The organism is Salmonella sp. SJTUF15591 (assembly GCF_043356435.1).
GTDB lineage: Bacteria > Pseudomonadota > Gammaproteobacteria > Enterobacterales > Enterobacteriaceae > Salmonella > Salmonella enterica.
The window spans coordinates 644,332-668,444 of the sequence record NZ_JBEUJO010000002.1 but is presented as its reverse complement, the minus strand read 5'-3'; the positions used below and the strand labels follow the sequence as shown (position 1 = coordinate 668,444).

Annotated in this window: 21 protein-coding genes; 13 read left to right on the top strand and 8 right to left on the bottom strand. The window is 55.2% G+C overall.

Annotated elements, in window-relative coordinates:
* Both ABVM99_RS07490 and ABVM99_RS07485 read left to right on the top strand, forming a co-directional pair.
* The coding region (locus ABVM99_RS07490; RefSeq protein WP_139142179.1) for a sodium ion-translocating decarboxylase subunit beta at positions 1 to 608 on the top strand (608 nt) is incomplete at its 5' end.
* A 19-nt stretch (positions 609 to 627) separates the two neighbouring features.
* Positions 628 to 1,359, top strand: a complete 732-nt coding sequence (locus ABVM99_RS07485; protein WP_023195702.1) for a triphosphoribosyl-dephospho-CoA synthase — start codon at positions 628 to 630, stop codon at positions 1,357 to 1,359.
* Between the two features lie 33 nt (positions 1,360 to 1,392).
* Here the strand turns inward: ABVM99_RS07485 and degS are convergent, their stop codons facing one another.
* The 3 genes from degS to zapG form a co-directional block, all read right to left on the bottom strand.
* Positions 1,393 to 2,463, bottom strand: a complete 1,071-nt coding sequence (gene degS / locus ABVM99_RS07480; protein WP_000497705.1) for an outer membrane-stress sensor serine endopeptidase DegS — start codon at positions 2,461 to 2,463, stop codon at positions 1,393 to 1,395.
* A gap of 92 nt (positions 2,464 to 2,555) precedes the next feature.
* Positions 2,556 to 3,923 (bottom strand): serine endoprotease DegQ, encoded by a 1,368-nt coding sequence (gene degQ / locus ABVM99_RS07475; RefSeq protein ID WP_000716690.1) that lies wholly within the window; start codon positions 3,921 to 3,923, stop codon positions 2,556 to 2,558.
* 156 nt (positions 3,924 to 4,079) lie between these two features.
* Positions 4,080 to 4,478, bottom strand: coding sequence for a Z-ring associated protein ZapG (gene zapG, locus ABVM99_RS07470; RefSeq protein ID WP_001519074.1), 399 nt, complete (start codon positions 4,476 to 4,478; stop codon positions 4,080 to 4,082).
* Positions 4,479 to 4,670: 192 nt separating this feature from the next.
* On the opposite strand from zapG, the gene zapE reads away from it, so the two are divergent.
* The 11 genes from zapE to nanQ all read left to right on the top strand — a co-directional run bounded on the left by zapE (position 4,671) and on the right by nanQ (position 13,998).
* Complete coding sequence (gene zapE / locus ABVM99_RS07465) at positions 4,671 to 5,795, top strand: cell division protein ZapE (protein WP_023181583.1); 1,125 nt, start codon at positions 4,671 to 4,673, stop codon at positions 5,793 to 5,795.
* Positions 5,796 to 6,097: 302 nt separating this feature from the next.
* Complete coding sequence (gene rplM / locus ABVM99_RS07460; protein WP_000847559.1) at positions 6,098 to 6,526, top strand: 50S ribosomal protein L13; 429 nt, start codon at positions 6,098 to 6,100, stop codon at positions 6,524 to 6,526.
* Between the two features lie 15 nt (positions 6,527 to 6,541).
* Positions 6,542 to 6,934 carry a 30S ribosomal protein S9 gene (rpsI, locus tag ABVM99_RS07455; protein WP_000829815.1) on the top strand — a complete coding sequence of 131 codons (393 nt, stop codon included), beginning with the start codon at positions 6,542 to 6,544 and terminating at the stop codon, positions 6,932 to 6,934.
* Between the two features lie 313 nt (positions 6,935 to 7,247).
* Positions 7,248 to 7,886, top strand: a complete 639-nt coding sequence (sspA, locus tag ABVM99_RS07450; RefSeq protein ID WP_000257298.1) for a stringent starvation protein SspA — start codon at positions 7,248 to 7,250, stop codon at positions 7,884 to 7,886.
* A 5-nt stretch (positions 7,887 to 7,891) separates the two neighbouring features.
* Positions 7,892 to 8,392: a ClpXP protease specificity-enhancing factor gene (gene sspB / locus ABVM99_RS07445; RefSeq protein WP_000366112.1), complete on the top strand. Its 501-nt coding sequence runs from the start codon at positions 7,892 to 7,894 to the stop codon at positions 8,390 to 8,392.
* A 108-nt stretch (positions 8,393 to 8,500) separates the two neighbouring features.
* On the top strand, positions 8,501 to 9,292 hold the full coding sequence (gene nanR / locus ABVM99_RS07440) for a transcriptional regulator NanR (RefSeq protein ID WP_000382923.1): 792 nt from the start codon (positions 8,501 to 8,503) through the stop codon (positions 9,290 to 9,292).
* Positions 9,293 to 9,426: 134 nt separating this feature from the next.
* Positions 9,427 to 10,320 (top strand): N-acetylneuraminate lyase, encoded by an 894-nt coding sequence (gene nanA / locus ABVM99_RS07435; RefSeq protein WP_001029667.1) that lies wholly within the window; start codon positions 9,427 to 9,429, stop codon positions 10,318 to 10,320.
* A gap of 115 nt (positions 10,321 to 10,435) precedes the next feature.
* Positions 10,436 to 11,926, top strand: coding sequence for a sialic acid transporter NanT (gene nanT / locus ABVM99_RS07430; protein ID WP_000108071.1), 1,491 nt, complete (start codon positions 10,436 to 10,438; stop codon positions 11,924 to 11,926).
* A 46-nt stretch (positions 11,927 to 11,972) separates the two neighbouring features.
* On the top strand, positions 11,973 to 12,662 hold the full coding sequence (locus tag ABVM99_RS07425) for an N-acetylmannosamine-6-phosphate 2-epimerase (protein WP_000054441.1): 690 nt from the start codon (positions 11,973 to 11,975) through the stop codon (positions 12,660 to 12,662).
* Positions 12,659 to 13,534 carry an N-acetylmannosamine kinase gene (gene nanK / locus ABVM99_RS07420; RefSeq protein WP_023195701.1) on the top strand — a complete coding sequence of 292 codons (876 nt, stop codon included), beginning with the start codon at positions 12,659 to 12,661 and terminating at the stop codon, positions 13,532 to 13,534. Before ABVM99_RS07425 ends, nanK begins: the two co-directional genes overlap by 4 nt.
* Positions 13,531 to 13,998 carry an N-acetylneuraminate anomerase gene (gene nanQ, locus ABVM99_RS07415; protein ID WP_023195700.1) on the top strand — a complete coding sequence of 156 codons (468 nt, stop codon included), beginning with the start codon at positions 13,531 to 13,533 and terminating at the stop codon, positions 13,996 to 13,998. The genes nanK and nanQ overlap by 4 nt, the downstream gene beginning before the upstream one ends.
* 81 nt (positions 13,999 to 14,079) lie before the next feature.
* Here nanQ and ABVM99_RS07410 read toward each other — a convergent pair whose 3' ends face one another.
* From ABVM99_RS07410 to gltB, 5 genes are all read right to left on the bottom strand, one after another.
* Complete coding sequence (locus ABVM99_RS07410) at positions 14,080 to 15,360, bottom strand: cytosine deaminase (RefSeq protein WP_023195699.1); 1,281 nt, start codon at positions 15,358 to 15,360, stop codon at positions 14,080 to 14,082.
* Positions 15,347 to 16,600, bottom strand: a complete 1,254-nt coding sequence (codB, locus tag ABVM99_RS07405) for a cytosine permease (RefSeq protein ID WP_023195698.1) — start codon at positions 16,598 to 16,600, stop codon at positions 15,347 to 15,349. Before codB ends, ABVM99_RS07410 begins: the two co-directional genes overlap by 14 nt.
* 115 nt (positions 16,601 to 16,715) lie before the next feature.
* Entirely contained in the window at positions 16,716 to 17,819 is a 1,104-nt protein-coding gene (locus ABVM99_RS07400) for a YhcG family protein (RefSeq protein ID WP_000184305.1), read from the bottom strand.
* Positions 17,820 to 18,026: 207 nt separating this feature from the next.
* Positions 18,027 to 19,445: a glutamate synthase subunit GltD gene (gene gltD / locus ABVM99_RS07395; RefSeq protein ID WP_000081635.1), complete on the bottom strand. Its 1,419-nt coding sequence runs from the start codon at positions 19,443 to 19,445 to the stop codon at positions 18,027 to 18,029.
* 9 nt (positions 19,446 to 19,454) lie between these two features.
* On the bottom strand, positions 19,455 to 23,915 hold the full coding sequence (gltB, locus tag ABVM99_RS07390) for a glutamate synthase large subunit (RefSeq protein WP_001748595.1): 4,461 nt from the start codon (positions 23,913 to 23,915) through the stop codon (positions 19,455 to 19,457).
* Positions 23,916 to 24,113 lie beyond the last annotated feature (198 nt).

Genomic DNA, 24,113 nt, shown 5'->3' with positions numbered 1-24,113 from the left:
TGGTGCCGTTAATCCAGCCGCCGATTATGAAGGCGCTGACCACGGAGACGGAGCGGAAAATCCGCATGGTGCAGCTGCGCACCGTCAGCAAGCGGGAAAAAATCCTCTTCCCGGTGGTGCTGTTACTGCTGGTGGCGCTGCTGCTGCCGGACGCCGCGCCGCTGCTGGGGATGTTCTGCTTTGGCAATCTGATGCGTGAAAGCGGCGTGGTGGAGCGTCTGAGCGACACGGTACAGAACGGGCTGATTAATATCGTCACCATCTTCCTCGGGCTGTCGGTGGGCGCGAAGCTGGTCGCGGATAAGTTTTTGCAGCCGCAGACGCTGGGCATTCTGCTGCTGGGGGTGATTGCGTTCGGGATTGGGACGGCGGCCGGGGTACTGATGGCGAAGCTGATGAACCTGTGCAGTAAGAACAAAATCAACCCGCTTATCGGTTCGGCGGGGGTGTCGGCGGTGCCGATGGCGGCCCGCGTATCGAACAAAGTGGGCCTGGAGTCGGACCCGCAGAACTTCCTGCTGATGCATGCGATGGGGCCGAACGTGGCCGGGGTGATTGGCTCGGCCATAGCGGCGGGCGTGATGCTCAAGTACGTGCTGGCGATGTAATCCAATCTAATCGGGAGCAGTGATTCTGCTCCCGCAAAATGAGGACACAGTAATGAGTGAAATGGTTGCGTTTCGGCAAGGTACATCCATGCCATCCAGAGAAACCATCTTGCGTTATGTTGTTGAGACGGTGAATCAGATAACTGAGCTTGAGCCAGCGCTGCATTTGCTGCCGTGGTCTGGCGTCAACTCAGCAATATATGAGCAACGTTTTGCACAGTGTTACGACGAGGGGCTTTGTGCCGCACAGACGTCGGCACCGAATGTTCCGCAGGGGATTCTGCCATCAACCGATTGGGCTCAGGGTATCGGGTTACTCTGTTTTGCCGCAGGGTATATGAGCGCAGGCGAGCGGCCATTAACACACAATCAGTTATGCGATTTCGTCAAACAGGCGGCTGTTGGTTTATCGCCGATTGAGGGGGAGGCGGCGAGCGGTTTCTCGACGGTACGTAGTATTGCATTACCCGTATTCAGGCGATTACAACGCGATGGTCACGCGTCTCGGATCCTGCTGTTACAAACGTTGCTGCATCTGGTCGCCTGGAAAAGCGCATCGCAGTATGCGCGTCAACAGGCGCAACGACTGCTCTGGATGGGCGGCATTCTGGGGGAAGGGGGGGAGCACAGCCTGCTTACACTGGATAAGGCGCTGCGTGAAGAGGCCGTCGGGGAGAAAAGTCTCCCCGCTCTGCTGATCTTCACGAGTTTCCTGGCGCATTTTCCGGCAGGGCCAGTCTTCATTGACTAGCCGTCGAACGACGCGGGCAAAAGCCGCGTCGTTTTAGTTCGACGCCGGGTATTCCTGCACCGTCACCTGGAACGTGAGCTGCTTATCATCCCGCATTACCACGACCGGAATGACGGAGCCCGGGCGGATTTCCGCCACCTGATCCATCGTCTCCAGCGCGGACACAGCGGGTTTATTATTGACCGAAATAATCAAATCATTAACCTGAATACCGGCAAGCGCGGCGGGGCCGTTTGGCGTCACTTCATTAACGACAATGCCCTGAATCGGGTCCATGCCGCTACCCTGCTGCGCGTGCAGCGGCGCGATTTCTCGTCCGCCAATACCGATATAGCCGCGAATCACGCGACCGTCGCGGATAAGCTTATCCATAATTTTCGTGGCTAGCTGGAAGGGAATCGCAAAACCAAGGCCTTCCGGCGTTTCGCCATCGTTACTCTTATCAAAAGAGAGGGTGTTGATCCCCATCAGTTCGCCTAACGAGTTGACCAGCGCGCCGCCGGAATTACCGTGGTTAATCGAGGCGTCGGTCTGGAGAAAATTCTGTCGCCCCGTCGGGTTCAGGCCGATACGACCCGTTGCGCTGATGATCCCCTGGGTGATGGTCTGTCCCAGATTATATGGGTTGCCGATAGCCAGTACGACGTCGCCAATATGCGGTGTACGCTTTGTATTAATCGGGATGGTAGGCAGCCCGCCAGTGGCGTTGATCTTCAGCACCGCCAGGTCGGTAAGCGAATCGGAGCCAACCAGTAGCGCTTCAAAGACGCGGCCATCCTGTAGCGCGACGATAATCTGATCGGCATCGTTAATCACGTGCTTGTTGGTAATAATATAACCGCGTTGATCCATGATCACGCCGGAACCCAGCGTGCGGATCTCCAGTTGATTATGCGCGGTACTGTTCATACTGCGGTTATAGACATTGACGACGGCAGGCGCGGCGCGGCGAACCGCAAAATTATAACTGGCTGGCGTCTCATCGGTACTGTCGAATTGCGGGACGGCGATAGGATTAATTTTGCGCAAAGAAGGCATGACGGCCAACAGAATAGCGCCGACAATTAAACCTATTGCGACCGAACGTAAGAGCTTCACAAACATGATGGAGGCGTCGTTAAAAAAGGGAACGGCAGCAGCATACCATGAGTTAACCGGACATCACATCGCAGGCTGATGCCCGGTTTAAGACAGGATTAGCGCAGCAATAGATAAATGTTCTCGTTGCCGCGTACTACCTGAAGAGCAATGATGGACGGTTTTGCCGCCATCACTTTGCGCATTTCGGCGATAGAACTGATGCGATCGCGATTAACGCCGATGATAACATCATCTTTTTGCAAACCGGCCTGCGCGGCAGGACTGCTTTTTTCGACGCTATCAACCTTAACGCCTTTCGTCCCGTCTTTCAGCTGGCCGTCGCTCAACGTCGCGCCTTGCAACGCCGGGGCGATCATTTCGGCGCTGGCGGAAGAAGAGGTATTGGAATCCAGCGTGACTTCCACCTCCAGCGGCTTACCATCGCGCAGCAGGCCCAGCTTCACTTTCGTGCCCGGTTCGGTGGTGGCGATACGTGAACGCAGTTCGGCAAAGCTATTCAGCGGTTTACCGTTAAGACTGATAATCACGTCTCCGGATTTCACCCCGGCCTTCGCCGAACCTGAATTGGGTAAAACCTCGCTGACAAAAGCGCCACGCTGAACGTTCAGTTTGAATGCCTTGGCAATATCAGCGGTCATTTCAGTGCCTTTAATTCCCAGCAATCCGCGTTTGATTTCGCCGAACTGAATCAACTGCTGCGCCAGCGTCTGCGCCATATTGGAAGGAATAGCAAAGCCAATGCCGATGCTCCCGCCCCCTGGCGCGAGGATCGCGGTATTAATCCCGATCAGCTCGCCGTTCAGGTTAAGCAGCGCGCCGCCGGAGTTGCCGCGGTTAATAGAGGCATCGGTTTGAATAAAGTTCTCAAGCCCTTCCAGATTAAGCCCGCTGCGTCCCAGCGCTGAAATAATCCCGGAGGTGGCGGTTTGCCCAAGGCCAAACGGATTACCGACCGCCACGGCGAAATCGCCGACGCGGAGTTTGTCGGAATCGGCGATGGCAATTTGCGTTAACTTGCTGGGATTCTGAATTTGTAACAGAGCGATATCGCTCTGGTCGTCGCCGCCGATCAGCTTCGCGTCGAATTCGCGTCCGTCATTCAGTTGAATACTGATCTTCTGTGCCTGATTAATCACATGATTATTGGTTAATACATAGCCTTTCGCGGCATCGATAATCACCCCCGAACCGAGTCCTTCAAACGGCTGGGACGGCTGGTCTGGCAGATCCTCGCCAAAGAATTTTTTAAACTCCTCCGGCACTTTTTGGCTCTGGGCGGCGGTTCCCTCGACTTTTACGCTGACGACAGCAGGCAGCACTTTCTCCAGCATAGGGGCAAGGCTTGGCAGCGTCGCCTGGCCTGGCACCTGGCCTGGTATCGATGCAAGGGCTGGAAACGGTGCCGAAAGAGTTAATCCGACACTTAACGCTAATGCACTTAACAGCTGGGTGTGTTTTTTCATGGATGCTGCTCTCGTACCTTGAATGAACGGATAGACAATTCAAAACAGATTGATGTTATTGAATTTTCAGCCTGGTAACAATGATAATAGCTGGGACAGGAAAGATAGAGAGAGGGCGCAAGCGATGCGCCCGATAAATTTCTTAACGGCGTGCGATTAATCGCGCTTTGCGCCGCTACGTAACAGGCCAGACGCGCCTTCAGAATAATCACGTGGCATTTGTACTGGCGCCTGATCGTTGCTCGCCTCAGACTCCGCCAGACGGTTACGGAACGGATTCGACTCCGCAGACATTTCCGGCAGCAGGCTGCTGGAGCTTTTCGCCATATGCTGATACAGCTGGCGGTAATCATGCGCCATGGTATCCAGCAGTTCCGCGCTGCGAGCAAAGTGGCTAACCAGCTCTTCACGGTACTCTTCCAGCTCAGCTTTGTTTTTTTCCAGTTCGTACTGCAATGCCTGCTGTTGACGTAACTTACGATTACCAAAACGCATGGCCACGGCACCAATGATGATACCGACGACTAATCCAATTAGCGCATATTCCCAGGTCATGAACATCTCCCGTTGTCTTATGTTTCCGTAGGGTGTTGGCTCCAGGCTCCATGCCCGCGCCTGATTATGCCACTATAACCGCTAATTCCGTAGAAGTGGAATCCCGACAGCATATCGCGTAGTGTAGAACGGCCTTTTTTTCGTCAGCCGTGAGCGACGGCACATCGATTTTCAAGGAATAACAATAACATTATGCAAAGCCTTTCCCCTACATCGCGTTATCTCCAGGCACTCAACGAAGGCACCCATCAGCCTGACGACGTACAGAAAGAGGCGGTCGACCGTCTGGAAACCCTTTATCAGGCGCTCACCGCGAAAAAATCGTCGGCTACGCCACCCGGCGGTCTGATAGCGCGACTGGGGAAATTATTAGGCAAAAACGAACCGGACGCGCAAATACCGGTTCGCGGGCTGTATATGTGGGGGGGCGTGGGGCGCGGCAAAACCTGGCTCATGGATCTCTTCTACCACAGCCTGCCGGGCGAGCGAAAACTACGCCTGCATTTTCATCGGTTTATGCTGCGCGTGCATGAAGAGCTTACCGCGTTACAGGGACAGATCGATCCGTTAGACATTATTGCCGATCGGTTTAAAACCGAGACGGACGTACTGTGTTTCGATGAGTTTTTCGTCACCGATATTACCGACGCCATGCTGCTGGGCGGTTTAATGAAAGCGCTGTTTGCACGCGGCATTACGCTGGTCGCGACCTCCAATATTCCGCCGGATGAACTCTACCGCAACGGTTTGCAACGCGCCCGCTTCCTGCCGGCTATCGATGCCATTAAACAGCACTGCGACATTATGAATGTGGACGCCGGCGTCGATTACCGACTGCGGACGCTGACGCAGGCCCATTTATGGCTAACGCCGCTTAATGATGAAACCCGGCGGCAAATGGATAAACTGTGGCTGGCGTTAGCGGGGGGCGCGCGCGAGCACGCTCCGACGCTGGAAATCAATCATCGCCCTTTATCCACCCTGGGCGTTGAAAACCAAACGCTAGCGGTCTCTTTCGCTACGCTGTGCGTCGAGGCCCGCAGCCAGCATGATTACATTGCGCTCTCAAGGTTATTTCACACGGTTCTGCTGTTTGACGTGCCGGTCATGACGCCGCTGATGGAGAACGAAGCGCGCCGCTTTATTGCGCTGGTGGATGAGTTTTACGAGCGCCACGTTAAGCTGGTGGTCAGCGCCGCCGCGCCGTTATATGAGATTTATCAGGGGGAGCGCCTCAAGTTTGAATTTCAGCGCTGTCTGTCGCGCCTGCAAGAGATGCAGAGTGCGGAGTACCTCAAGCGGGAGCATATGCCGTAAGCCGGACAAGCGCAGCGCCCCGGCATTGTGCGGTATCATATCTGTGCAACCTCCCCTACCGGAGGGTGAACCAGGCCTGAACAAAACCCACGGCAAATCGCAAAAAGGGGTCGATCTTTGACCTGGACTTCTCTATAATCCTGCGACCCCACGTTACAAGAGAGTTTTTTCCCAAACTTTCTCTGTGCCGGCCAAACATATCCGAGGGGGTAGGTTTACCGGACTTTGTCGTGTGAACCTCAACTATTTAAAACGTTTGGGTGTTCACCAACGTGTAACTTATTTATTTGGGTAAGCTTTTAATGAAAACTTTTACAGCTAAACCAGAAACCGTAAAACGCGACTGGTATGTTGTTGACGCGACCGGTAAAACTCTGGGCCGTCTGGCTACTGAACTGGCTCGTCGCCTGCGCGGTAAGCACAAAGCGGAATACACTCCGCACGTAGATACCGGTGATTACATCATCGTTCTGAACGCTGACAAAGTTGCTGTAACCGGCAACAAGCGTACTGACAAAGTGTACTATCACCACACCGGCCACATCGGTGGTATCAAACAAGCGACCTTTGAAGAGATGATTGCCCGCCGTCCTGAGCGTGTGATTGAAATCGCGGTTAAAGGCATGCTGCCAAAAGGCCCGCTGGGTCGTGCTATGTTCCGTAAACTGAAAGTTTACGCGGGCAACGAGCACAACCACGCGGCACAGCAACCGCAAGTTCTTGACATCTAATCGGGATTATAGGCAATGGCTGAAAATCAATACTACGGCACTGGTCGCCGCAAAAGTTCCGCAGCTCGCGTTTTCATCAAACCGGGCAACGGTAAAATCGTTATCAACCAACGTTCTCTGGAACAGTACTTCGGTCGTGAAACTGCCCGCATGGTAGTTCGTCAGCCGCTGGAACTGGTCGACATGGTTGAGAAACTGGATCTGTACATCACTGTTAAAGGTGGTGGTATCTCTGGTCAGGCTGGTGCGATCCGTCACGGTATCACCCGCGCTCTGATGGAGTACGACGAGTCCCTGCGTGGCGAACTGCGTAAAGCTGGCTTCGTTACTCGTGACGCTCGTCAGGTTGAACGTAAGAAAGTCGGCCTGCGTAAAGCACGTCGTCGTCCGCAGTTCTCCAAACGTTAATGGGTTTCTGCTTCGGCAGACAACTATTAGCGAAAAACCCGCTTCGGCGGGTTTTTTTATGGGCAATGCATTTATCTGTCACGATGAAATGCGGATTGTTGTCTCTTTTTCCCCAATTCCAGAATCGACTCACCACAAAGGTCACAAAATCTGGTAAACTATCATCCAATTTTCTGCCCAAATAGCGGGGAATGTTCATTTTTTGTCTCGTTTCTGAGCAATGATGGCTTTTTTCGCCCTGGGTGACATAACATCTGGCTGGTCACATTGTGGCTGGTAGCAGTAAAAATTCTGAATATACCTGGAGGTTTTCATGGCTGTCGCTGCCAACAAACGTTCGGTAATGACGCTGTTTTCTGGTCCTACTGACATCTATAGCCATCAGGTCCGCATTGTGTTGGCTGAAAAGGGTGTTAGTTTTGAGATCGAACATGTGGAAAAGGACAATCCACCTCAGGATCTGATTGACCTCAACCCGAATCAAAGCGTTCCGACACTGGTGGATCGTGAGCTGACCCTGTGGGAATCTCGCATCATTATGGAATATCTGGATGAGCGTTTCCCTCATCCGCCGCTGATGCCGGTTTATCCGGTCGCGCGCGGTGAAAGCCGTCTGTACATGCACCGTATTGAAAAAGACTGGTATACGCTGATGAACGTCATCGTAAACGGGTCTGCTTCCGAGGCCGACTCTGCGCGTAAACAACTGCGTGAAGAGCTGCTGGCGATTGCGCCGGTATTTGGTCAGAAACCGTATTTCCTGAGCGACGAATTCAGCCTGGTTGATTGCTACCTGGCGCCTCTCCTGTGGCGTTTACCGCAGTTGGGTATCGAATTCAGCGGCGCAGGGGCGAAAGAGCTGAAAGGCTATATGACCCGCGTCTTTGAACGTGATTCTTTCCTGGCTTCTTTAACCGAAGCTGAACGTGAAATGCGCCTCGGTCGGGGTTAACCTGTATGGATTTGTCACAGTTGACGCCGCGTCGTCCTTATCTGTTGCGTGCTTTCTACGAGTGGTTGCTGGATAACCAGTTGACTCCGCATCTGGTGGTGGATGTGATGCTGCCTGGCGTGCATGTCCCTATGGAATATGCGCGTGATGGGCAAATCGTCCTCAATATTGCGCCGCGGGCGGTAGGTAATCTGGAGCTGTCTAATGATGAAGTGCGTTTTAATGCGCGCTTCGGCGGCGTTCCCCGTCAGGTTTCTGTGCCTTTGGCTGCGGTGCTGGCGATTTACGCCCGTGAAAACGGCGCAGGCACCATGTTTGAGCCTGAAGCCGCCTATGATGAAGACGTTGTCAGCTTAAATGATGATGACAATACCGCAGGCGCGGAAAGCGAGACCGTGATGTCCGTCATTGATGGCGATAAGCCCGACCACGATGACGACAGTAGTCCTGATGACGAGCCGCCTCCGCCGCGTGGCGGACGTCCGGCGCTACGCGTAGTAAAATAATCAACAGGCCCGGAAGGGCCTGTTTTGTTTGGTCTCCTCGCGGGTTCACCCTGCTTTTGAAGCTGTGTTACGATAAGCTTGCTATTATTTGCCACCGACCACTCATGAATGGACGTTATGAACGCATTTGATTCGCAAGCAGAAGATTCACCGACATCCCTCGGGCGTAGTTTGCGCCGCCGTCCGCTGGCGCGTAAAAAACTGTCTGAAATGGTTGAGGAAGAGCTGGAGCAGATGATCCGCCGTCATGAGTTTGGCGAGGGAGAACAGCTACCGTCTGAACGTGAATTAATGGCCTTCTTCAATGTGGGACGTCCCTCTGTGCGTGAAGCGTTAGCTGCGCTGAAGCGTAAAGGCCTGGTGCAAATCAATAACGGCGAACGCGCCCGCGTCTCGCGCCCCTCTGCTGATACCATCATCAGCGAACTGTCGGGTATGGCGAAAGATTTTCTTACTCATCCTGGCGGCATCGCTCACTTTGAACAGCTACGGCTTTTCTTTGAATCCAGCCTGGTACGCTATGCGGCGGAACATGCCACCGACGAGCAGATCGCGTTGTTAACGAAAGCACTGGAAATTAATAGCCAGTCGCTGGATGACAACGCGCTGTTTATTCGTTCGGATGTCGAGTTTCACAGGGTGCTGGCTGAAATTCCCGGCAATCCGATCTTTATGGCTATTCATGTTGCTCTGCTGGACTGGCTAATCGCCGCTCGCCCAAGCGTTCCCGATCGTGAGCTGCATGAACATAATAACTTGAGTTATCAACAGCATATTGTGATTGTTGATGCCATTCGCCAGCGAGATCCCGATAAAGCGGATCGCGCTCTGCAAACCCACCTCAATAGCGTTTCCGCTACCTGGCACGCGCTCGGTAAAAAAAGTCAAAAAATGCGGTAGCGATCGCACCTCCGATCCCGGTTTAGTGAAGCAGATCGCACTATAAGCGTTCTGTATTATTTGCTGCTTATTTGATCTGGTATAACAGGTATAAAGGTAGGTAGTTAATATATTCATCATCCGTAGAGGTAGGTATGGCAAAAGCATTGCAAGGCGTAATGGCGGCGTTGTTGACCCCATTTGATCATCAGCAGCAACTGGATAGCGAAAGCCTGCGCCGTCTGGTGCGTTTTAACATCGGGCAGGGTATCGACGGGCTGTACGTTGGCGGTTCCACCGGGGAAGCATTCGTACAGAGCCTTGCTGAAAGAGAGCAGGTACTGGAGATTGTCGCCGAAGAGGCGAAGGGAAAAATCACGTTGATCGCCCATGTCGGGACGGTAAGCACCGCAGAAAGCCAGCAGCTTGCCAGCGCCGCAAAGCGTTACGGTTTTGATGCGGTCTCTGCGGTGACGCCTTTTTATTACCCTTTCAGTTTTGAAGAGCACTGTGACCATTATCGGGCAATCATTGATTCCGCAGATGGATTGCCGATGGTGGTATACAACATTCCGGCGTTAAGCGGTGTAAAACTTACCCTCGATCAGATCAATACGCTGGTGACATTACCGGGCGTGAGTGCGCTGAAGCAAACCTCCGGCGATCTCTTCCAGATGGAGCAGATCCGCCGCGCGCATCCGGATCTGGTGCTGTACAACGGTTATGACGAAATCTTCGCTTCCGGCCTGCTGGCGGGCGCGGACGGCGGTATCGGCAGCACATACAACATTATGGGCTGGCGTTATCAGGGGATTGTGCAGGCATTACGTGAGGGCGATGTGGCGAAAGCGCAGCGTCTGCAAACCGAGTGCAATAAGGTTATTGATTTACTGATTAAAACCGGCGTATTCCGCGGCCTGAAAACGGTCCTGCATTATATGGACGTGGTATCGGTGCCGCTGTGTCGTAAACCGTTCGCGCCTGTTGATGAAAAATACCTGCCGGCGCTCAAGGCGCTGGCTCAACAACTGATGGAAGAAAAGGCGTAACAGCATAATGCCGGGGGCGCTACGCTTGCCCGGCCTACAACAGTGTGAGCGGTAGGCCGGATAAGGCGGAGCCGCCATTCGGCATAACGACAACAAAAATCGTCGGGAGAGTAAAATGAGTACTTCTACCCAAAACATCCCGTGGTATCGCCATCTCAACCGGGCGCAGTGGCGGGCATTTTCCGCTGCCTGGCTGGGATACCTGCTTGATGGTTTTGATTTTGTGTTGATTGCTCTTGTACTGACTGAGGTACAAAGCGAATTTGGGCTGACGACGGTACAGGCGGCAAGCCTGATTTCTGCGGCTTTTATCTCTCGCTGGTTCGGCGGGTTATTACTGGGCGCGATGGGCGATCGCTATGGGCGTCGTCTGGCGATGGTCAGCAGCATCATTCTGTTTTCGGTGGGAACCCTGGCCTGCGGGTTTGCGCCCGGTTACACCACCATGTTCATCGCCCGACTGGTGATTGGTATGGGCATGGCGGGCGAATATGGTTCCAGCGCGACCTATGTGATTGAAAGCTGGCCAAAACATTTACGCAATAAAGCCAGCGGTTTTCTGATTTCCGGCTTCTCCGTCGGCGCGGTCGTTGCCGCGCAGGTGTACAGCCTGGTGGTGCCTGTCTGGGGCTGGCGCGCGCTGTTTTTCATTGGCATTTTGCCAATTATCTTCGCTCTCTGGCTGCGAAAAAACATTCCGGAAGCGGAAGACTGGAAAGAGAAACACGCGGGTAAAGCGCCGGTACGTACGATGGTCGACATTCTTTATCGGGGCGAACATCGCATCATCAACATTTTAATGACTTTCGCCGCCGCCGCTGCGCTGTGGTTCTGTTTTGCCGGTAACCTACAAAATGCTGCGATTGTGGCGGGGCTGGGACTACTGTGCGCGGTTATCTTTATCAGCTTTATGGTGCAGAGCAGCGGTAAACGCTGGCCCACTGGCGTCATGCTGATGCTGGTGGTACTGTTTGCTTTCCTCTATTCCTGGCCGATTCAGGCGCTATTACCCACTTATCTGAAAACCGAGCTGGCCTACGATCCGCATACGGTGGCGAATGTCCTGTTCTTTAGCGGATTTGGCGCGGCGGTTGGTTGCTGCGTAGGCGGTTTTCTTGGCGACTGGCTGGGAACGCGTAAAGCATATGTCTGTAGCCTGCTGGCCTCGCAAATCCTCATTATTCCGGTCTTTGCGATTGGCGGCACAAACGTCTGGGTTCTGGGTCTGCTACTGTTTTTCCAACAGATGTTGGGGCAGGGGATTGCCGGGATTCTGCCGAAACTGATCGGCGGTTACTTCGATACCGATCAGCGCGCGGCGGGGCTGGGCTTTACTTATAACGTCGGCGCGCTCGGCGGCGCGCTGGCGCCGATCCTGGGAGCGCTGATCGCTCAACGTCTGGATCTGGGCACTGCGCTGGCATCGCTCTCTTTCAGCCTGACGTTTGTCGTGATCCTGCTTATTGGGCTTGATATGCCGTCTCGCGTACAGCGTTGGCTACGTCCGGAAGCGTTACGCACCCACGATGCTATTGACGACAAACCGTTCAGCGGAGCCGTACCGCTTGGCAGTGGTAAAGGTGCCTTTGTAAAAACGAAAAGTTAATCCGCTTGCCCGGTTTTCAACCGGGCAATATTTGTAAGGGAGTAGTATGTCGTTACTTGAACAACTGGATAAAAATATTGCCGCTTCTGGCGGCCTGATTGTCTCCTGCCAGCCCGTTCCGGGCAGTCCGCTGGATAAGCCGGAGATTGTAGCGGCAATGGCATTGGCGGCGGAACAGGCGGGCGCGGTTGCGGTGCGTATTGAAGGCATAGACAACCTGCGTATGACCCGCTCGCTCGTTTCGGTACCCATTATCGGCATTATCAAACGCGATCTGGATGAGTCTCCAGTGCGCATTACCCCTTTTCTCGACGATGTAGATGCGCTGGCGCAGGCCGGCGCAGCTATTATCGCCGTTGATGGAACCGCTCGGCAACGGCCGGTAGCCGTTGAGGCGTTGTTGGCGCGCATTCATCACCACCATCTACTGGCGATGGCCGACTGCTCATCCGTGGACGATGGTCTCGCCTGCCAACGGTTGGGCGCGGACATTATCGGCACGACGATGTCCGGCTACACCACCCCCGATACGCCGGAGGAACCCGATCTGCCCTTAGTCAAAGCGTTGCATGACGCCGGATGCCGGGTGATAGCCGAAGGACGCTATAACTCGCCAGCACTGGCGGCGGAGGCGATCCGTTATGGCGCATGGGCGGTGACGGTAGGGTCCGCCATTACCCGTCTGGAACATATCTGTGGATGGTATAACGACGCATTAAAAAAGGCGGCGTCATGACTACGTTAGCAATTGATATTGGCGGGACTAAACTTGCCGCCGCGCTCATCGACAACAACTTGCGCATTAGCCAGCGTCGCGAGCTGCCGACCCCCGCGAGCAAAACGCCGGATGCGTTACGTGAAGCATTAAAGGCGCTGGTTGAACCGCTACGGGCAGAGGCGCGTCAGGTAGCGATAGCTTCTACCGGGATCATTCAGGAAGGGATGCTGTTGGCGCTAAACCCCCATAATCTGGGCGGCTTGCTACACTTTCCGTTAGTGCAAACACTGGAAACGATCGCAGGCCTGCCGACGCTGGCGGTGAACGACGCGCAGGCGGCGGCCTGGGCGGAGTATCACGCGCTCCCTGACGATATCCGCGATATGGTATTTATCACCGTTTCAACCGGCGTTGGCGGCGGCGTTGTCTGTGACGGCAAGCTCCTTACCGGAAAAGGCGGTCTGGCCGGGCACCTGGGACACACCCTGGCGGACCCACAAGGGCCCGTATGCGGCTGTGGACGCGTTGGCTGTGTAGAGGCCATCGCCTCTGGACGAGGGATGGCCGCGGCGGCGCGGGACGATCTGGCGGGATGCGACGCCAAAACCCTATTTATTCGCGCTGGCGAAGGTCATCAGCAGGCGCGACATCTGGTAAGCCAATCCGCGCAGGTAATAGCGCGAATGATCGCCGATGTGAAAGCGATTACCGACTGCCAGTGTGTGGTCATTGGCGGCAGCGTAGGGTTAGCTGAGGGATACCTGGAGCAGGTTCGCGCGTTTTTGATGCAAGAGCCTGCGCCTTATCACGTGGCGCTGAGCGCCGCTCGCTATCGGCATGACGCAGGATTATTAGGCGCTGCGTTGTTAGCTCAAGGAGACACATTATGATGATGGGGGAAGTACAGTCGTTGCCTTCTTGCGGGTTGCATCCGCGACTGCTGGATGCCTTGACTCTCGCGCTGGCGGCAAGGCCGCAGGAGAAAGCGCCGGGGCGCTATGAATTGCAGGGCGACAATATCTTTATGAATGTAATGCAGTTAACGACGCAAATGCCGACCGAGAAGAAAGCGGAATTGCATGAACAATACATTGATATTCAGCTACTACTAACCGGCGTCGAGCGTATTGCGTTTGGGATGTCCGGTGCCGCTCGCCAGTGCGAGGAGATGCACGTTGAAGAGGATTACCAGCTTTGTAGCCAAATTGCCGACGAGCAGACTATTACGCTGCAAGCGGGGATGTTTGCTGTGTTTATGCCGGGAGAACCGCATAAACCGGGATGTGCAGTGGGTGAGCCGGATGACATCAAGAAAGTGGTAGTGAAAGTACGCGCCAGTCTGCTGGCGGCCTGAATCTCTTGCCGGAGCAGTCTTCCGAACGCAGCCCCTTACGGGCTGCGTGGTGAATGTGCCGGAGAGCGCGGGTATGACGGGTTAACGCTTAAACGTCACGGCTTCCGGCTGGGTCAGGTGCAGCGTCGTCTGGCTCGGCACCGTCTCGGCAATCACCCGCCCGTGGCGAATCGAGTAACGCGCAGGCGTCTGGCGACGTACCGCATCGAATCCATTCTCAGCGGGTAAGATAACCAGATTCGCGGCATTGCCGACGCTCAGACCGTAGTCCTGTAAATGCAGGGTTTTTGCGCTGTGGGTAGTGATCAGATTTAACCCGTCGTTGATTTGCCCATACCCCATCAACTGGCAAACGTGTAACCCCATATGCAGCACCTGCAGCATATTGGCGGTGCCTAATGGATACCACGGATCGAAGACGTCATCATGGCCAAAGCAGACGTTGATCCCCGCTTCCAGCATCTCTTTCACCCGCGTGACGCCACGACGTTTCGGGTAAGTGTCAAACCGTCCTTGCAGATGAATATTCACCAGCGGGTTGGCGACGAAGTTAATCCCCGACATTTTCAACAGGCGGAACAGGCGTGACGCATACGCGCCGTTGTACGAGTGCATAGCCGTGGTGTGGCTGGCGGTCACGCGCGCCCCCATGCCATCACGATGCGCCAGCGCCGCGACCGTTTCGACAAAGCGAGACTGCTCGTCATCAATTTCGTCGCAGTGCACATCGATCAAGCGATCGTATTTCTGCGCCAGGGCGAAGATTTTGTGCAGCGATTCAACGCCATATTCCCGCGTGAACTCAAAGTGCGGAATGGCGCCAATAACGTCAGCGCCCAAACGCACGGCTTCCTCTAACAGCGCTTCACCGTTGGGATAAGACAGAATACCTTCTTGCGGAAAGGCGACGATTTGCAGGTCTACCCACGGCGCAACCTCTTGCTTCACTTCCAGCATGGCTTTCAGCGCGGTGAGCGTAGGATCTGAAACGTCAACGTGAGTACGAACGTACTGGATGCCGTTAGCCATCTGCCATTTCAGGGTCTGCATCGCGCGCGCTTTCACATCTTCATGCGTGAGCATTGCTTTACGTTCTGCCCAGCGCTCAATCCCTTCAAACAGTGTGCCGGACTGGTTCCAGCTCGGTTCACCCGCCGTTTGCGTGGTATCCAGGTGGATATGTGGCTCAACAAACGGTGGAATAGCCAGACCGCCTTCGGCATCAAGCACTTCGCCCTGCGGTAACGATGCGGCTTCCTGAGGCTCAATCTGGCTAAAGCGCCCGTTTTCAATCGTAATCTGCCATAATCCTTCGTGTCCCTGCAGACGCGCCTGACGAATGGTGATGTTATTGTTCTGCATGGCTGACCTCTGGTGATTTAGCAAGGCTGCGGTTGAAAAGTGGATTCAGCAGGATATAGCTGAAGACGCCGCCGAGTACGGCGTTGACGGGCACAATACCAGGAACATAATGTCCGGCGGCGATGCCCAGCGCGACGGAAAGAATAGCAATCCAGTTAACGGGAATAAAGCGCACGGTGTTGAAGTCGGCATAGCGGCGACGGTTCAACAGATAGTCGGCAATAATCACTCCGCCAATCGGTGGGATGGCAGATGACAGGAACGTCAGCCAGCCGACAAAATTATTGTAAAGCCACAGCGCGCACACGGTACCGATAATCCCGTTCACCACCGACAGCGTACGGCTGGAAAGACCGGTAATATTGGCGAAGCCCAGACCCGATGCGTACAGCGCGTTATCGTTGGTGGTCCAGATATTCAGGCCAAGCACCACAATCGCGGGCAGCAGCAGCCCCTGCACTATCATCACGTCAGAGATATCCGCCTGACCGACGGCGGCAGCGCCTGCCGCGCCAAAGATAAACATCAGCGAGTTGCCGAGGAAAAAAGCGACCATCGCAATCAGTACGGCGCTTTTGGCATGACGCCCGAAGCGGACGAAGTCGGCGGTCAATGTACCGGCGCTGACAAACGATCCCACCACCAGCGCCAGCGCGCTGGAAAAATCCAGCGGCGTCTGCGGCACTATCGTTTTTAAATGCTCCAGCCCACCCACGCCGCTGACCGCCAGCCAGACGGAGTAGCTGCCCAGAATAACGATCGCGGGTACGGCAACGATAGACAAAATGGTCAGCGCCGAGATGCCGAAAAAAATGGTCAGGGTCATCAGTAGACCCGAAACGGCAATCAGGATATTGGCATCAATGCCCGTCGCTTTACTGACCGGAATAGCGAACATCGCTACGCCAACGCCAAACCAGCCTACCTGTGTGCCGCCAAGCAGCAAGGAGGGAAGCCATGAGCCTTTAACGCCAAAGGAGTAACGTGCAAGGAGGTGGGTGGAGAGTCCGGTTTTTGCGCCGATGTAACCAAGAAATGCAGTGTAGATACCGAGGAGGAGATTACCGAAGAGAACTGCGAGGAAGAAATCATTATAAGAAAGACCGGTGCCGAGTGTCCCTCCGGTCCACATACTGGCGGAAAAAAACGTTAAACCCAACATGACAAACGTCAGTGGAATCACGCCCTTCCGCGCCGCCAGAGGGACGGGGCCCTGGCTATAATTGTTGTCCTGCGACACAACGCCTCCATGAATTTTGCCCAAAAAATCCGCCGCATAATATACAGTTCTCAGAATAAAGCAAACGTTTTCGTGTGATATTTTTTTGATAATCATTCATGGCATTAATGGTTCGTTAGTTTTTCTCCGTTGTCAGTGAACCACCGCGTGTGAGTTGAGTTTCCAGCATGGTTTGCGAACGAATAAGTTCGTCTGTGAGTAATTTTTCGTCGGGCAACTGCACTTTGTACTCGCTCGCCATGATGGTGTTTGGCAGGCCAGTCAGCGCGTAATGCGCTTCCCCCGCGCCTTTCCCTGCGCACAAAACCAGGCCGACTGGCGGGTTTTCTCCGGGCATTGTCCAGTGCTCTTTGGCATAGTTCAGGTACATATTCATCTGCCCGGCATCCGCATAACCGAATTTGCCTACCTTCAGGTCAACGAGCAACAGGCAGCGCAAGCGACGATGGAAGAACAGCAGATCGACGCGGAACCAGCTATCGTCTATGCGTAGTCGGCGTTGGCGGCCAACAAAAGCAAAATCGTCACCGAGCTCCAGCATAAAGTCCATCAGGTGGCTGAGCAGCGCGTCTTCGAGATCTGATTCGGAATACTCGTCCTTCAGGTTAAGAAATTCCAGAATGAACGGGTCGCGTATGGCTTGCTCCGGCAAAACGTTTGGCTCGGCGGGTGCAGGCTGCTGCAACATGGCGGATTTGTCGTGGGACAGTAGCGTTCGTTCGTAAAATTGAGTGGCGATTTGCCTGTCGAGCTGCCTAACTGACCAGCCGTTACGTAGCGTCTCTTTCTCGTAAAAAGTGCGGGCATCGGGATTTTTTACCGACAAGAGGCGGACATACGCCGACCAGGGAAGAGGGAATGTTTTGGCGAGCGGTATGAGATTTGAAGATTCCGCAGACAGTGTCTGCGGAATTTCAATATGTTGAAAACAAAGATAAAATGTACGAATTTGCCATAGGTTTCTGGTGGAAAAACCGCGCTTATAGCGCTGACTTAAATCTACCGATAATCGTTCGATAAGCTGGGTGCCATAGGCCGCTCGCGCTTCTCCTCCCTGTTCAAATTCGACAATGCGTCGGCCAATTTCCCAGTAGGTGGCAGTCATAATGGCATTGATGCTGCGCACGGTCTCGGTACGTGCCGTATCGACCAGACGAATAATACCGTCATGAATTTGCTGATATTCATCAGACTGTGGCGCTAAAGTTGGATTCGTCATGTCATCCCTTACGTGATAGTTTTATTGTGAAATTAGAACGCTATCAATACGCTTCAGGCGTAAACGGATCAATTCATGAACGGATTTTACATGGCATTACATCTCGATTTACGAGCGGGTTTCCAGAATCGGCAGGAGAGATATTGAGGAGAGGAATATCGGCTCCCCAGCCATCAGCACAAGGCATCAACCGGGGAGCCGGAAGGGTTACACTTCGAGGTAGTTCATAATCCCGTCAGCCGCCTTACGGCCTTCGGCAATCGCCGTCACCACCAGATCGGAACCGCGCACGATGTCGCCACCGGCGAAGATTTTCGGGTTGCTTGTCTGGAAAGCATTATCGCTGCGTTCCGGCGCGATAATTCGTCCCTGCGAGTCCAGTTCCACGCTGTGTTTCGCCAGCCATTCCATGCTGTGTGGACGAAAACCAAACGCCATCACCACCGCATCAGCCGGAACCACATGCTCGGAACCGGCGACGATCTCCGCCCGCCGACGGCCTTTGGCATCCGGTTCGCCCATTTCAGTGCGCACCATTTTTACGCCGCTCACTTTGCCGTTGGCATTGACTTCAATGCCCAGCGGTTGAACGTTAAACTGAAACTCGACACCTTCCTCGCGCGCGTTCTTCACTTCGCGTCTGGAGCCCGGCATGTTCTCTTCATCACGACGATAAGCACAGGTTACGTGCGTTGCGCCCTGGCGTATGGAAGTGCGTACGCAGTCCATTGCGGTATCGCCGCCGCCCAGCACCACCACGCGCTTTCCTTCCATGCTGACATATGGTTCGTCGCTGGTTTCGCCAAACCCCATGATCTGCTTCGTATTGGCGATCAGGAACGGCAGAGCGTCGAAAACCCCGTCCGCATCTTCATTTTCCAGCCCGCCGCGCATCGACTGATAGGTGCCGACGCCAAGGAATACCGCATCGTAATCTTTCAGCAGATCTTCAAGCTGTACATCACGACCCACTTCGGTATTAAGTTTGAACTCAATACCCATGCCGGTGAAGATCTCGCGACGACGGGTCATCACCTCTTTTTCCAGTTTGAAAGCTGGAATACCGAAGGTCAGCAGGCCGCCGATTTCCGGATGGCGATCAAAGACCACCGCCTTCACGCCGTTGCGGGTCAGCACGTCGGCGCACGCCAGCCCTGCCGGACCTGCGCCGATAATCGCTACCCGTTTGTCCGTCTGGCGTACGCCGGTCATATCCGGGCGCCAGCCCATTTCGAACGCTTTATCGTTGATATAGCGCTCAATGTTACCGATGGTCACTGCGCCGAACTCATCGTGCAGCGTACAGGAGCCTTCGCACAGGCGGTCCTGCGGGCAGACGCGGCCACACACTTCCGGCAGGGTGTTGGTCTGGTGCGATAGCTCAGCCGCCTCAAAAATACGCCCTTCATTAGCCAGTTTCAGCCAGTTCGGGATGTAGTTATGTACCGGGCATTTCCACTCGCAGTAGGGGTTCCCGCAGGACAAACAGCGATCCGCCTGGGCTTTCGCCTGACCTTCAGAAAACGGTTCGTAGATTTCAACAAATTCGATCTTACGGATCTTCAGCGGTTTCTTCGGCGGATCAACGCGCTGCAGGTCGATAAATTGATAAACATTCTGGCTCATTTCAATTCCTTACTGCGCCTGCACGCGCAATTCTGCCGCACTACGACTACGGTGGCCCAACAGGGCTTTGACATCGCTGGACTTGGGCTTCACTAACGCGAATTGGGTTGAGAAGCTTGACCACCTGGACAGGATCTCTTCGCCGCGTTGCGAACCAGTATGTTGCACGTGCTCGGTGATCAGGCCGCGCAGATGCTCTTCGTGGATAGCCAGCGAATCAACGTCCAGTACTTCTACCAGTTCCGGGTTCACGCGTTTACGGAATTCGCCATCTTCGTCCAGCACATAGGCGAAGCCGCCGGTCATCCCCGCGCCGAAGTTAACGCCGGTTTTACCCAACACGCAGACGATGCCGCCGGTCATGTATTCACAGCCGTTGTCGCCGATGCCCTCTACTACGGTAATCGCCCCGGAGTTACGCACGCCGAAACGTTCGCCCGCGCGGCCCGCCGCGTACAGACGGCCACCGGTGGCTCCATACAGGCAGGTGTTGCCGATAATGCTGGCTTTATGACTGAGGAAGGCGGAACCTACCGGCGGTCTGATGGCGATCAAACCGCCTGCCATACCTTTACCGACATAGTCGTTGGCATCGCCAGTCAGATATAACTCTACGCCGCCCGCGTTCCACACGCCAAAGCTCTGGCCTGCGGTACCGCTGAAGTGCGCTTTAATCGGATCGGAAGCCAGCCCCTGATCGCCGTGGGTCTGTGCGATGTAGCCGGAAAGCGACGCGCCGACGGAACGATCGGTGTTGCGGATGTCGAACCAGAAGGTTTTGCTCTGGCGCGCATCGACAAACGGCTTCGCCTGCTGCAACAGTTGCGCATTCAGCACGCCGTTATCAAACGGCGGGTTATTCTCGGTGCAGTACAGCGCTTTACCCGGATGAGGTTCAGCGGTTTCCAGTAGACGAGACAGCGCCAGCTTCTGCTGTTTAGCGGTGAAGCCCTCCAGCTCTTTAAGCAGGTCGGTGCGGCCAATCAAATCCACCAGGCGGGTCACGCCAAGCGAAGCCATCAGCTCGCGCACTTCGCGGGCGATAAATTCAAAGTAGTTGGTCACTTTGAACGGCAGGCCGTGATAGTGGTTCTTACGCAGTTTTTCATCCTGCGTCGCCACGCCGGTTGCGCAGTTGTTCAGATGGCAAATGCGCAGGTATTTACAGCCCAGCGCCACCATCGGGCCGGTGCCGAAGCCGAAACTTTCCGCACCGAGAATCGCCGCTTTAATGATGTCGACGCCGGTTTTCAGACCGCCGTCCACCTGCAGACGAATCTTGTGACGCAGACCGTTGGCGACCAGCGCCTGCTGGGTTTCAACAAGTCCGAGTTCCCACGGGCAGCCAGCGTATTTCACCGAAGAGAGCGGGCTGGCGCCGGTACCGCCGTCGTAGCCGGCGATGGTGATCAGATCCGCATAGGCTTTCGCCACGCCGGTCGCGATGGTGCCGACGCCCGGTTCGGACACCAGCTTCACGGAGATCATCGCCTTCGGGTTGACCTGCTTGAGATCGAAAATGAGCTGCGCTAAGTCCTCGATAGAGTAGATATCGTGGTGCGGCGGCGGGGAGATCAGCGTCACGCCCGGCACTGAATAGCGCAGTTTAGCGATATACGGAGTGACTTTATCCCCCGGCAACTGACCGCCTTCGCCCGGTTTCGCGCCCTGCGCGACTTTAATCTGAATCACATCGGCATTGACCAGGTAGGCCGGCGTCACGCCAAAGCGACCGGAAGCCACCTGCTTGATGCGCGACACTTTATTGGTGCCGTAGCGCGCCGGGTCTTCGCCGCCTTCGCCGGAGTTGGAGTTGCCGCCGAGGCTGTTCATCGCTTCCGCCAGCGCTTCGTGCGCTTCCGGACTTAATGCGCCAATAGACATGGCTGCGGTATCAAAGCGTTTAAACAGCTCACTGGCGGGCTCAACCTCGTCGATAGTCACCGCCTCGCCGTCTGGATGTATCGCCAGCAGATCGCGCAGCGTTGCCGCCGGACGCTCATTGACCAGTTTGGCGTATTCCTGATAATCGCTGTACTCGCCGCTCTGTACCGCCTGTTGCAGGGTACGCACGACATCCGGGTTATAGGCGTGATATTCGCCGCCGTGGACGTACTTCAGCAGGCCGCCCGGGCTAATGGGTTTGCGCGCCAGCCAGGCGCGTTTGGAGAGATTCAGCAGATCCTGCTGGAAGTCATCAAAGCTCGCGCCGCCGATACGGCTGACCACGCCCTGGAAGCACAGGTTTACCACATCATCGTGCAGTCCGACCGCTTCAAACAGTTTGGAGCAGCGGTAAGAGGCAATGGTCGAAATGCCCATTTTGGACATAATCTTGTACAGCCCCTTGTTGATGCCGTTGCGGTAGTTCTGCATCACGGTACGGTAGTTTTTAGCGATGGCCTGGGTATCAATCAGGCGCCCCAGCGTTTCGTAGGCCAGGTACGGATAGATGGCCGTTGCGCCAAAGCCGAGCAGTACCGCAAAGTGATGCGGATCGCGGGCGCTTCCGGTTTCTACGATGATGTTGGCGTCGCAGCGCAGGCTTTGTTCCACCAGACGCGTTTGCACCGCGCCCACCGCCATCGGCGCGGGCACCGGCAGGCGATTCTTACCGATATTGCGATCCGAGAGGACCAGCAGCACGGTGCCGTTACGCACCATCTGTTCCGCTTTATCGCACAGCGCTTTAACCGTCGCGTCCAGTGTGGTTTCGGTGACATCAAAGGTAATATCAAGCCAGTCGGCGCGGTAGTGATGCTCGCTCATGGTGGTGAGCTGTTTGAAATCGGAGTACAGCAGAATTGGCGATTTAAAACTCAGGCGATGGGCCTGACCTTCCGCTTCGCAGAAGACGTTCATTTCGCGACCGATGCTGGTGGCGAGCGACATGACGTGCGCTTCACGCAGCGGGTCGATAGGCGGGTTAGTGACCTGCGCGAACTGCTGGCGGAAGTAGTCGTAAATAATACGCGGCTGGCTGGAGAGCACGGCAAAGGGGGTATCGTCGCCCATTGAACCGACGGCTTCCTGGCCGTTTTCGCCCAATACGCGGATAACCGAGTCCAGCTCTTCGGCGCTGTAGTTAAACTGTTTCTGATAGCTGGCGAGCAGGTCATCGTCCAGTTCGCGGCTACCGACTTCTTCATCCGGCAACTCTTCAAACGGCACCAGACGGCGAACATTCTTTTCCATCCACGCTTTATACGGATGGCGGCTTTTCAGATCGTCATCGGTTTCCGCGGAATGCAGAATACGTCCGCCGCGGGTGTCGATCACCATCAGCTCGCCTGGGCCGACGCGGCCTTTCTCGACCACTTCATCCGGCTGATAGTCCCAGATACCGACTTCGGAGGCGCAGGTGATCAGCTTATCTTTGGTAATGACATAGCGTGCCGGGCGCAGGCCGTTACGGTCAAGGTTACAGGCGGCGAAGCGCCCGTCGGACATCACGATGCCTGCCGGACCGTCCCACGGCTCCATATGCATGGAGTTAAAGTCAAAGAAGGCGCGCAGATCCTGGTCCATATCCGGGTTGTTCTGCCAGGCGGGCGGCACCAACAGGCGCATGGCGCGGATAATGTCCATCCCGCCTGCCAGCAACAGTTCCAGCATGTTGTCCAGCGAGCTGGAATCCGAACCGGTTTCGTTAACAAACGGCGCAGCGGACTGTAAATCCGGGATCAGCGGCGTCTGGAATTTATAGGTACGGGCGCGCGCCCACTGGCGGTTGCCGGTGATGGTGTTAATCTCGCCGTTATGCGCCAGGTAGCGGAACGGCTGCGCCAGCGGCCAACGCGGCACGGTGTTAGTAGAAAAGCGCTGGTGGAACAGACAGATGGCCGATTCCAGACGCAGATCCGCAAGATCCAGGTAGAAGCGCGGCAGATCCGCCGGCATACACAGACCTTTATAAATGTTGACCAGGTTCGACAGGCTGCATACGTAGAAATCTTTGTCGTCCTGCAGGCGTTTTTCAATGCGTCGGCGGGCGATAAACAGACGGCGCTCCATATCACGCGGACGCCAGCCCGCCGGAGCGTTGACAAAAATCTGCTCAATACGCGGCAGGGAGGAGAGGGCGATTTCACCGAGCACGCCTTCATTGGTTGGCACATCGCGCCAGCCGACAATCGACAGGGTTTCCTGCTGTAATTCTTCTTCGACAATATGGCGTGACGCGGCGGCCAGTTCAGGATCTTTATTCAAAAAGATCATCCCGACGGCGTAGTTTTTGGCTAAGCGCCAGCCGCGCTCTTCGGCCACGATGCGAAAGAAACGGTCAGGTTTTTGTAACAGCAAGCCGCAACCGTCGCCGGTTTTACCGTCGGCAAGGATCGCGCCACGGTGCTGCATCCGGGCCAGCGCGTGTATGGCGGTACGCACTACCTTGTGGCTAGGTTCGCCTTCTATGTGGGCGATCAGGCCGAAACCACAGTTATCCTTCTCAAGGGATTTATCGTACAACATATCAGTGAACCTCCCCAGGCTCTACGGGACGCTCTCCCAACCGACGGCGCGCGGGCACAGCAAGAGCATGGCGACGGGGCTGGCGCATCATACGCTTACCTCGCATTCGCCCTCTTTGTGTCCTTTGCGCATTGGTAAATACGGTTAAGAGGGAATCTCAATTACTGCATAAATATGATGAGCAGACGGCTCATCCAG